This is a genomic window from Nonlabens xiamenensis (assembly GCF_003865345.1).
Lineage (GTDB): Bacteria > Bacteroidota > Bacteroidia > Flavobacteriales > Flavobacteriaceae > Nonlabens > Nonlabens xiamenensis.
In genome coordinates, this window is sequence record NZ_RMVE01000004.1 from 172,616 (window position 1) to 185,516 (window position 12,901).

Genomic DNA, 12,901 nt, shown 5'->3' on the forward strand with positions numbered 1-12,901 from the left:
ATATGAATACTATAGCACCTACTTTAGATCAAATATTGCCATTAGAAAAAATTCCTAATGAATTAAGTGCATTAAGAGATGCTCTTACCAATGTGTTTGATGGATTATTTGTACATGATGTTATTATTGGGCACTCTACCTATTCAGATGCAGGATTTTATAGTTTTACTATAAAGAGCTACACAGGTGTACAGTTGGATATTCCATTTGTAACAGATTTGAAATTAGTATTAAATCCAGATCCTTCAGGAATTTCTGGAATGTCTGTGCCAATTGAGTTTGATTATTCTTGGTTAATCCTTAGATATATATCGGAATTTAATATAACTAGCTTTGATAATTCAATTAAGTCAGTTTTTGAAATTATTTTCAAACTTGCAGGCGTTACACCAGATGAATTACTCTACACTGCTGTAAATAAGTTAGCTAGTAATAATTTAAATGATCTAAACGATCTTATAAACGCATTTAATTCGACATTTAATGAAAATGTTCAAATTATCAATGAACCTCACCTAAATGAATTTGATCAGTATAGTGAGTTTACAAAAAGTATTGCAAACCTTTCTTATGATCCCATTGAAGTTATATATGAGCTGTTTTTAAGTAGTTCAAACGTCACATTAGAAGATGTCCAGTTGATATTTGAAGACTTCATAGATAACATCGTGGATTCTTTAATGGAAGCTATTCAGTTGCATTTTAATTTAATCATAAGAAATATTGCAATTGGTCTTCAATTTCCTCATAAATGGTTACGACCTGTTAACACTTCTGCAATTAATGAACCGGGAATAGGCATAGATGAACCTTTACCAGATCAATATTTTAGTTTTTTGACTTTTGATGTCGGGACATTTAGATATTCCACAAGAAGAGGGTTTGAATTTGAACAAACAACAGCATTTAGTTTATCAAGATCGGTTATCGGTAAAACTGGAATCATAGCGGAGTTTTTAGGATTAAAAGTTGATTTGTCTAAAGGTAGAAATATTCCTGAGGCTGTACTCGATGGTCGTCCGGATAATTTTAGAGGTGTTTTTGCCAGTCAGGCTTCACTTACACTACCAAAAAAATGGTTCAATTCTACAGACAACACTACTTTACAACTTGTAGGAAGAAATTTGTTAATTGGTACTGGTGGTGTTTCTGGCACTATAGGTCTAGAAGCGGTTACTCCAGGAGCTAACATAGCTAATAGTGTATTATCAACAAAAATTGGGAATTGGGAATTAGGATTTAGCAGTTTTGACATGGTGTTTAGTCAAAATGTTGTAGTCTCTTCTAATATAACAGGTAGTTTAAAAATCCCAAAGTTAAAAGATGCCAATGATAATCCAGCAGAGCTGTTAATTTCGGCACATCTACAAGAAAATGGAGACTTTCAGCTTACTGCTTCAGAACCTGATGGCATTGAAGCTAGATTAGCAGACTTAGTAATTTTTAATTTTAAGTCAGTTGAATTAGGTACACAAAACGACGATTTCTATATAGGAACACAAGTAGACATTTCTTTTCCACAAGATAGTGTAATCCATAAGCTTACTAAAGGACAGGTAATTAAATTACCTAGATTACGAGTCTATGATAACGGTTCAATGGAAATTGTAGGCGGTAATTCTTTTATTCCTACAAATTTAAGCTTACCTCTAGGCCCCATAGATATTGACGTAACAGGAATACACCTAGGAAGTCATCAACAACAGCATGACGGTATAGAGCGCACCTATAACTATATAGGGTTTGACGGTGCGATTTCCCTCAATCCAGTAGGAATAGATGCTCGTGGAGAAGGTGTCAAATATTATTATACTACAGATAATGATGAACCTGCTCTGGATGCCAACGGTGATCCTATTCTAGATGCCCAAGGTAATCCAGTGATAAAGCAAGCTCACGGTTTTTTACGTATACAGACCATCGAGGTAGAAATGGTTATACCTAATGATGCTGAAGCCGAAAGTGCAAAAGCAGTTATTACTGGTATGTTAAGTATACCAGAGCCTGGAGTGTCTCAAGAGTTTATAGGTAAAGTGACTTTTGAACAAAATAATCCAACTGGTTTAAGTGCAGGTGCCGACATGCGTTTCATGCCTCGTGAGCCTGCCTTTGTAATTGAAGCTGGTTTAGAACTCCCTAAACCTATCCCCTTATTAGGTACAGGGCTAGGTTTTTACGGTTTTGGTGGATTACTTGGATATAATTATGTAGCTGAGAAAGAGGCTATAGGATTAGTTTCTGGAGAAGATACCTGGTATGATTATTATACCTATCCTCGTCGAGGTGTTAATATAGATAAATTCAGTGAACCGCCTAAAACTGATGAATATAATTTTCCTTTTTCAATTGGAGCAGGGACGGTATTAGGAACTGATGGAGATGATGGCTATTTATTTAGCTCAAGACTAATGTTAATTCTGTCGTTACCGTCTGTGTTAATATTAGACGGGCGTGCGAATTTATTAGGAGACCGCATTAAAATGATGGATCGTACTGAACCACCGTTTTTTGCGGGTGTGGCCATAGGTGATGCATCGGTAGAATTCTGGGCTGGTGCCGATTTCTCACTGGAGAAGTCAGGTACATTTAAAGGAAAGTTAATTAGCCTTTATGCAGAGGCTCAGGCGGCCTTCTTCAAAAACAATCCATCAGCCTGGTACATCAATATTGGTACTCGAGATAACCCTGTAACAGCGAGAGTTCTTGATCTTGTGACGGCAAGATCATTCATTATGATCTCAGCCAGTGGCCTAGAAGCAGGAGCAAGGGTAGATTTTGAATTGAGGAAGCGATTTGGGCCAGCACGAGTTGAATTAACAGCTTATCTAGAGGTAGGTGGAATGATAAGTTTTGAGCGGCCTCAAATAGGTGGTTACATCGCTTTAGGAGGAAAAGCACGAGTTGATATATGGGTAGTTAGTATTGAAATCTCTGTAGACGCTATATTGTCAGTAGAGGCTACTAAACCATTTTTGCTTTATGCAGAATTAAGATTGAGAGCCTGTATAAGAATTGCTTTTGCTAGAATTTGTAAAAGATTCACAGTCAAATTAAAATGGGAAAAAAATAACCAGGTAGACCGGACACCCATTGCTCCATTGACCTTTGAAGATAGCTTACCTTATAAGTTAGACAAATCTAATGACCTTGTAAAGGGAGTTCACATGTTAACTAGTGAAACCTTTAACTTGACCAAACTACACATTGTTGAATCGGGTACCGCGGTAAATATTAACGCGTTTGAAAATTCGATTGCAAATGTTATTCCTATAGATACCTACATCGATCTAAAGTCGGCAAAAAGTCTTGACCCTACGGCAGTGAATTTAAGTTCAACATCAGAGGCAAAGATTGGTGGTAACACTCATGGGGCTGATAATTTTGTAGACTTAATACCACCAAATAAGGTCGTGCGAGGTGGTAGAGAACTACGTCAGGTTAAGCATAAATATTCTATAGAAGAGATTGAAATCAAGGCCCTAGACCGTAGCGGTAACTGGCAGCATTACCATCCTTTTGAAGCTGTGGTTAAAGAAACAGATCGGGCGCAATTTGCTAATTCACCAGTAGGATATTGGCAAAAGTCGGATAAAAAATACAATACTATTAGGATACCGTCTACAAACCCTTTTCAATATACTGAAAACGGAAGTCCTGGCTCATTTATTCCCGAGCACTATGGAATAACACCTTCAGATCTTTTTTGTGAAGGAGAGCTACGAGATTACACGTATTCAGACTTTGTAGATGAAACTTTAGGTCGAATTTATTTCAACCCTTCTCAATTTGAAGCACACTACATTGATCAAGCTTATTATGCATTAAATTTTAATAACTTTTTAGTGGTAGGAACTTCTCCAGACGGCAGCCAAAATATTTTAGAGAATGCTGATTACTTGCAAATCACTGATGAACCAAATCCATTTAACAAAGTTCATTCATTGAAGTTCGATAATTATTCAGAACTAGTTGTCAAAATTCCACAAGCTGCAAAAAAAGTTAAACTTTCTATTCAGACCTATTCTACAGGTGTGACCTTACAGTTTTTCAAATCCGATGGGTTTACAAATGATGAGGTAGTTCATACTCAATTTGATTCTGTTTATCTCAATAGGAATCAGCTTAATGTAGCTTATGAGTATGAAGCTCAAAATGACTTAATATCTAAAGTCATAATTATGCCTAATAGGGCAGATCAAGCGGCCTTACAAAACGCACAAAACCAGCTAAATAATTATATTTCAAATTATTACAACGGGCAAAATGGACCATTAAGTGATATTACATCAGATTCACAATATCTAAATTTACTTTCCAATTTGAATGATTTAAAGGATATAGCTTGCGACAGCGATATAATTACACTGCCATGTGAGGAAAATACGGAGTTATGCTCTCTTTATAAGGAACTTATATCAATTTTTCAGATAGACTTCATTTTTCCTGTTGCAAAACCTGAATATCTTTTGGGAGAAATTCAAACGGTGTTTGAGGAATTTCATTCGATTTTAGTTTCATTTATAGATGAAAATCCTGAATTAAATCTGAAAGATCAATTGTCGCCTACTTATGATACTTACATTATTTTCCAGAATATTGTGACTTCTTGGAGTAATTCTGAAGAGGTTAATATTAGTACCTACTACATGTTTAGAAATGTAACTTACAGACTATTACAAGATATATATGTATTGGCTAATTGTGATTGTAAAGATCGACAGGTTGAAATAAAAAAATGCTACACTACTGTTCAAGAGGTTGGATGGCTTTCTATTGCCGATTTTGAATATAACTCAACGGTTCCTGAAATTGCCGCTATAAACGAGGAACGTACACAAATGATCGAAACTCTTCAAAGTGTGGCAATGCCAGTTTGGAGACCAGATACTAAGTACTACATCAGATTTAGGCTTAAAGATGAAGTAGATAATGATAGTGCTCTAGCCAAATCATGGGATTACTACTATGGTTTTAAAACTGTAGGCCCATTAGGTTTTTATCAAGACCATCCAGATGTGGATTACATAGGAACCGATAGAAATGAAGATTCATATGCTTTGACCACTTTAAAATCATATATCGATTATCAAAAGTCTTATCCACAGGCTAATGGTAACTTGCTTCAGGCAAAACCGTTATTTTATGGAAATGAACAAGCACAGATAGAATTATTTTTTATCAAGCCTTTTGTTCAACACATGTTAAATAACTGGAACGGATATAAAATTTCAGGCAGTCAGGGATTTGATGCATTGAATGGTTCCATTTCCCTTGCGATTAAAGACCCAGTGAGTGATGAAATTATACCTTATCCGCTTCCTGTAAATTTTAGTTCTGAAACAGTTCCGAATACGCTAGATGAATGGGTGGATGACAGGGATCCTAGAATTCCTTCAACTATTATGTTTTTGAACAATATAATTGATAGAATAAATCAGGATAATTCTACGATATCATGTCAGCTAGATATGGGTAATCCCATTAGTCCCGTTCATCAAAATTTTAAAGCTATCTTGTCGAACCTAAAACCTCAAAAGTTATACACGGTTTTAGTTTATAACAACTATGCAGGAACTTCCACGGCATATGAGCGTAAGAAAATACATGAGTTTGTATTTCAAACGTCAAGGTATGCTAGTTTCTCTGATCAAGTAAATAGTTACAAACTATCTGCAGTTGAAGAGGATACCGAAACTTTGATGGAAAAGGATTTAGTTTTAGATATGTCGATGGATCTATCTGTCAACAAAATTCAAATTATTAAAAACTTGATCCTAGATACGCCAAATTCATCTGCAGAGGAACTGGAAAAAGACGTTGTAAATCGTTTCGATAGAATTGTTGATACGATACTTGAGTTAGGTACATTAGACCCACCTGTTTGTAGTGAATTTAATGTGATAAGGAACTCTAATGATGATAAGGTGATAGCAATCTTGTTCAGAAATCCAGAACCTTTAAATAGTCCATTAATTCCATCAGATATAATTTATTCTGGACTAACTGCATCATCTCTTATGCCTAGCGTTCAAATTTTAAAAGAGGACATGACTCCTGATTCTGGCTTTTCAATCTTACATTCTAAAGACAGGTCACAATTTATAATTTGCCATAATTCAATGAATATTGATAGACCAAAATTAAATTTAAAACTATCATATATCAAATGGAATGGTTCAGATTATGAAGAAAATGATACAGTAACCATAGAAGATTTAATAATTAACTAAGCCTTTCGATAATGTCTTTTATAAATAAATATACCTATTCAAAAACGGTTAAATTTAACCTAGCAAAAGAGTTTATCGAGGGAACAAATGCATTTGTTCTGGCCGTAGGGCTTTATGATAATAAGTCAGGAATTGTTAATGCCTTAAAACCTAATGGTGAAGTAATCTGGGAAAAAATTTATACAATCCCTGATTCTACTGTCAAATTGAATTTTCAGAATGTCGTTGTTGCTGAATTTGATAATGTTGTTCAGTATATCATTCACGCATCAGATAGCAACAATCATTTTCTGTTAAGCATAAACTCTACGGGTGACTTACTTTGGCAAAATCAAATTCTCGGATTACAAGAAAGTCAAATCTGTCGTATAGATAGCTCAGTTTACGATAAGCGACCTTATCTAATGATTTCTGACGATGAAAACAATGAGTTTTCAAATGAAATAACCGTATCTGAGATTGATTCTTTAGGCTCAATTAAGAATTCTATCTCTATTTTTCATAGTGATTCAAAACTATCAGCTGGTGCCTTAAAGGTTGAAAAAGATGAGATTTTAGTGGCATCTTCATGTACTTATGGAGAGTCAAATATAAATCCTCTAATCATCGAATTGACCAGAGATCTCAAGGAAATAAATAATACCCAGATCTTTCTTAATTCAATATGTAAAAGCGTAACGAGAACAAATGAGGGTAACCTAATTGTCAGTTCCCTCGATGCAACTAGCTCTAAATTCTATCTATCATCCGTACAGCCAGGGGAGGAGAACGGGATATTTAAGTTTTATTCATCACTAGATAATAACGATTCAACTTTAGAAACATATAGTTCAGGTTTCTATCTTTTGCACTTCCTGGGAGAAAACGGATCTGTTCGCGCTTTTGACGATGAGTTAATACCTATCTGGAGCAAAAGAATTCTTGCGTCAAATGTTGATAATAATCTGAGGTCCTTTTGTCCGGATGGAAGAGATAATTCCATTTACACCACCCCCATTGATGAACTGGGCAATAGTTTAGTATGTAGAAGCGATAAGGATTTTGAAAACTGTAAATCTACAACGGTTCCTATTATTGATTCAGACCGCACTGAATTATCTATTGAAACTCTCAATTTGGGCTTTCGCGAAAGCGAAATGATACTAGAAACAGTCGATATTTCTACTTCCTCTATCAATTCTACTCAATCGCCCGTTTGCTCTCCTAACAGAGAGAATTTTGAATTGAGTGAAAACATGTCTATTCAGTCTCCGAGTTTTGGAATTCAAGCTGCAGGTTCAATAGGAGCAGATAGTTCTTTAGGTATACACACTAGATGGGTTTTAACAGGATCTCTGGGTGAACTTCATTTACCTAAGGGCAATATGGCAACGGGAACTTCAAATTTTAATCAACCAAATGATTTTGTCAAATTATATAGAGCTAGGTATACCCCTTCAACCTTTGAATTAAATTTTGCAGACGTTGCTCCAAGTGCAGTTAACGACCTCTTGAAATTTTGGATATACAGATTTGGGGAGAAAGAATTTAAGATATACTTTAAGGATTTAGACGTTTATACTGCTGTCAGGCAAAGTATCGACCCAATGACTGATACTTTAGGATTCCTAGAAGCCTATGGTACGGGATTGATCGAGGTACACTGTAGCCAATTGTTTTTTAGTGCGAAATTAAATTCAGATTCTTATCCTAATGGTTCTTACTATAGAGCAGAGGTTCATTCGGCCCCACATAATGGAACCAATGCTCAGATAGTCTGTTCTTTAAGGAAGGATTTCTCATCTGATTTTTCTCAAATGAACTTGAAGGCTGAAAACGGAAAGCTGGTCAAGTTTACATCCTTGTTAAAGCCAGTAAGTTCTATCATTTTCGAATTTTACGAAGACCAATTCAATCATGTAAACCAAGGAGAAGGATGGACGCATTTAGGAGATTTTTCCTTAACTCAAGACACCGATGTAGCTTACAGGGCATTAGAACCTTTTAGAGACGCTGTAAATTCTCAGTGGAAAAGATTTAATGATGAAGAATTTGTAAATGTAGACAACTATAAAAAGCGTTTTAACAATATAACAGACCCTCAAGATAGGGACCTGGTAGAAATTATATCTAATTATGTTTCCTTAAGTAATGACGTAAACAATCCGACAGCTATCGAGGCAGTTGATTTTTATGATGAAGAGGGTAACACTACAGAGATAAGTAATTTAGATGTACTCAATTTAGCATCATATGATTACCATATAGCCAGAATGTTAGGATTGGGGTATTTAGATTTAGATACTGAAGTCTTTGATGGCACCTATATTTATCTAGCGATATATGAGACGAACGGAGATCTTCAAGATGGCAACGGTGCTAAGTATGTACAGCATATAGCTATTTCATTACCTACTTCTATTCATGATTCTAGATTACCTATTCCAATTGACTTAAATCGACTTACGCCTGGAATTGAATTAGATAATGTGAATATCACAGATGAAAATGGATATTCTCATGATGGAATGTCACGTTATGTCCAGATTTTCATGGATGAACTTCCTGCATATGAATATAATCAGGAATTTTTTCATGATTCAACTCCACTTGAACTGCATAACAAAACATTTCCTCTTTATGCAGGTCTAGAACATCGCTTGTCTACAACTACCGAATGGGATAACCCAGAGTTGGCTCACGATGTTAGGTATTCAAATGTAAATAGTCAAGGCGCTCTATCTAATTTTGAAACTAGACCTTTAAATATTCCAGAGAGTGACCAGGCTTTATATATACATAAACAAAAGAAGAGTGGTACACATGTTTATTCTTCCTATGGAATTAATATTTTCTCCCGTGCAACAAATAGTGATGTCAGCAAAATTTTAGCCACTACCATTCAACAAAAAAACAATTTAGTACCTCCTACTAATTTAAATGCTCACATAATAAAAGAGGAAAAACCACTAATGCTTACTTCATTAGATGAGCAGCAAAGATTACAAATGTTATTGTCAGATGGAGGAAAAACAGATAAAACCTTGATGAGAGTAAGATTTGATTACAACAGTAATCACGAGCTTAAGACTTATCAGGTACCGCTCAATTCGCCTTATACAAATTCAGATTATTTGAATCCGCTGAATACAAATAATCCAGATATCCTTTTTCCAGATAATGAAGAGATTTTTGCAGATGAGGTAGAACTTTTTTTCAGGCCAAAAGAGCCAAATAGAATAACAGGTAAAATCTCTGCTATAAATTCGGTTAATGGCAATGATTCCCTTTGTAGATTTACTGTTGACGACTATGTAATTGCAAGTCAAAACACGGTTGAAACCCCATTAATAATTCAAGGCACTGCAAATAATTTTATAGGATCAGTTCTGATGATGGGAAGCGAGCGATTCATAGTACAGAGTTTATCCATAGTTAATGAGAATGCTGAATTTGATAGAGTGAATCAAATTACGGTTTATAAGCAAGAAATCAGTCAATCTATCTTTAATAATGGTGCAGCAGCCACTAATGGATCCACCTCTAGTTCTCCTGTAATAATAGGAGACGGCTACTTTATTTGCATAGAAAACATGTTAAATGAGAATTCTTGGGAAGCATCCAATCCATCTTCATTTAAAGTTCAAATAGGAGATAACTGGGATACTAACGGTATACATAGGGAACTCATACAATTTACTAACAGTGATGGCGAGATAGAAAGGCATGTAGAAAAATCTAGAGGATTTTGGTTTAATGCTAGCGTTGATAGGATAGATGAGGAAGAATATGAAGTTGACCAAAATAGTATTATCACGGTTTTTCTAGGTCGATACATATTAACATCAAATGGATTTAATTTAAACCATCATCCACAATTTTCATCGACTAATAATTCTGTTGAATGGCATGGTGGTATTGTTAGAATTCATGTTCAAGGAACTAATAGTAATGGATTTCCTACACAGACAAGAAAAGTACTTCAAGTACAAAAGATAATTACTAAGGACGAAAATGGAAATCCTATTCCACTACAATTGATCTGTAGAGATGAGCAGTTTGTATTTAATTCTAGTGATAATGTTGCTATCGAAGAAGGAGCAAATGTTGAAGTGAATTTCTATCCTGGTTATCGCGCTTATTATTATCAAGATGATTCTATTCTCTTGAATGAAACTAATACCATTCCCTTAACAGAGAATGTCAAAACAGCAATGATAGGTCTTAGATCAGTAGATAATGATTTTAATCCAATTTTAAAATCTAAAATAAGTCCTCCTTTCTTACTTCAAATACCTAGGCAAATAGAACCTAAACAACCATTATTACCTATTGGTTCTAATTATGCGACTAAACCAGACACCTATGGACGTTCAACATATACGTTCAGAACAGAATATGAGCATAAGCCTCACGGATTATTGTTTTACCGTACCAGCGACCAATTATTATTAAATGCACTTTATAGTGTTGAAACCATTGATATTATAAAAACTGAATTAATTGCCAGAGGTGGATCAGATGGTACATTTTTTGCGAATAGGTATCTTAATTTACTTGATTTTGACGCCTTATTAACGAATGGAGATTTTTTAACCTTTCCAGCTACAAATGGTTATAAATTTCCTTATCCTGATAAAGTAGGATTCTTTGATTGGTGTAATGAAATAATTAATAGAATTAATGAAAGCTCAAATCAACCACCGATTCCCAACATTCCAGAATCAGCCTATGGAACGCTACCAGCTGGTCATGATACAATTAGAGATTTTGTAAAAGGAGCCTTACTTTCTGCTTTTATCCCATTGACAAAAGCTCCTATCATTTATGAATACATTAATGACGATTCATATAAACCTAATAGCAGACCACAAAATCTAAGGGATAGCAATGGAAACATTTTGTCTCCTTTTCATCCTGATTTTGTCATGGCTCCTATGATGAAAATAGTGAATACCTCTCCTCACCAAACCCAGTTTACAGATTTCAAGCTAGATGGAACTACAAACAACGTTTATTTCTACGCAGTAAGGGAGTTAGGAACTAGTATGGCGGTAAGTGAAATGAGCCCTGCGCTTGGACCAGTACTTCTACCTAATACTAACCCGCCTGAGAGACCTGAAATTAAATCTTTGATTCCCTCTTTAGATAATCCTCAGTTGGGCTTGAGTGCAAAGATGCAAATCGATATCAATGCATTTGATGAGATTCAAAACATAACAAAAATCAAGGTTTATCGATCAAAGACACTGTTAGATGCTCAAAGTATCAGAACAATGAAAGAAGTCAAAGAAGTAGATATTACCAGTTCTAATTTTGCTGGTAGCCCTGTTTGGTCTATTGCAGATACTTTTGATGATTTAAGTGAAATACCTTACGGAGACCCTCTTTATTACAGAGCAGTTGTCTTACGAGAAGTAAAATACGAACGAATTGACATTGATAATGGTTTACAAAAAAACCTGGTAACCGACTATCAGGCGTCTCAACCTTCAAAAATCTTGGGTGGATTAATGGTTCAAAATGCGGTACCAGAATCACCTGTTATGAAATATTATTCAGAACCTATTGATTCCTATGGAGATATACTTAACATAACCTTAGCCTGGAACAAAACCACCTATAAAGGGATATATCATGTTTACAAAATGACACAGCAAGGAAATTGGAGTAAAATCGGCGAACAAAGAGGGAATGAAGAAGAAGAACTGTTTTTAGATTTAATACAAACTCAAATTAATGATTCTGGTATTTCCACTTTAGATAATAATGGCAATCCGATATATCATCATTTTAAAGTGATTGCAGAAAACTCATCAGGTTTGCTAAGTACTCAAGAGAATATTATGACAATTCCAAATTTGGACAATTGGGTAGAGTTAGGTGGAATTGGTGATATGATAATTGATGGAACTTTTACAATTGGAAACATAAATCATCTAGAAGTCGAAACAAGAAATGCCTTAAGAATTGCATACGAGAATAATTTTCAGGCACCAGACAATAATACAATTACTAGCCTGAATAGATTGATTAGAAGGATGAAGCAAGAAGGATTGTGGGATAAAAAAGATACTTTTTTCAACTTTGCTTATAATAATCTGCTGTTAAGCGATTTTGCCAAGATTGATTTAAAACGATCTATTTTGTGTGAAGCTCCTTATGGAGTCGAACCTGTCTTAACTGAATATGGCTTTGATTTTGATTTGCAAGCTGCGCTTGATACCAATTTCGTACCATCCACTGATGGGGAGAATTATACACAAGATGATGCTTCTAAGGAGTGCATTATTTACGATCTTTCTGGAGGTACCGCTTGTATTAATACAGCTCTTAACAGTACGGATGAGAGATGGTTTTCTGCGGGTCCTAATTCTTGGCTGAATTCCGCATCACCAATGGTTGGAACTCTTCCGTCAAATGTTGTGGGTTATCGAAGCATTAGTAGATCTAATTCTAGTGAAGTAAATTACGTTACTAAATATACTACTAAAACTTTAGAGCAAATTGCTGATAGAATGAGTAATCGCAAAATTGTCATAGGTAATTATGCAACCTCTTCATCGTACGATCATGCTTTTCTTTCAATGTTTGCGATGGGATCAAGTCTTTCGTTTCAAGAGACGCAAAAACAAAGAGAAATTTTAAATGAATTCTTTGCTAACATTGGCTTAAATGAAATAGCCTAAAAT

The 12,901-nt window shown here is 35.0% G+C and carries 2 protein-coding genes; both read left to right on the plus strand.

Annotation, left to right across the window (positions count from 1 at the left end; translation table 11 throughout):
• The first annotated feature begins 2 nt into the window (after window positions 1-2).
• Entirely contained in the window at window positions 3-6,230 is a 6,228-nt protein-coding gene (locus tag EGM47_RS11660; protein WP_124981001.1) for a hypothetical protein, read from the plus strand.
• An 11-nt stretch (window positions 6,231-6,241) separates the two neighbouring features.
• Complete coding sequence (locus EGM47_RS11665) at window positions 6,242-12,898, plus strand: hypothetical protein (protein ID WP_124981002.1); 6,657 nt, start codon at window positions 6,242-6,244, stop codon at window positions 12,896-12,898.
• Window positions 12,899-12,901 lie beyond the last annotated feature (3 nt).

What these genes read in the sequence shown, in the direction of transcription:
- EGM47_RS11660 (WP_124981001.1), top strand. Translation starts at nt 3, where the DNA reads ATGAATACTATAGCACCTACTTTAGATCAAATATTGCCATTAGAAAAA.
- EGM47_RS11665 (WP_124981002.1), top strand. Translation starts at nt 6,242, where the DNA reads ATGTCTTTTATAAATAAATATACCTATTCAAAAACGGTTAAATTTAAC.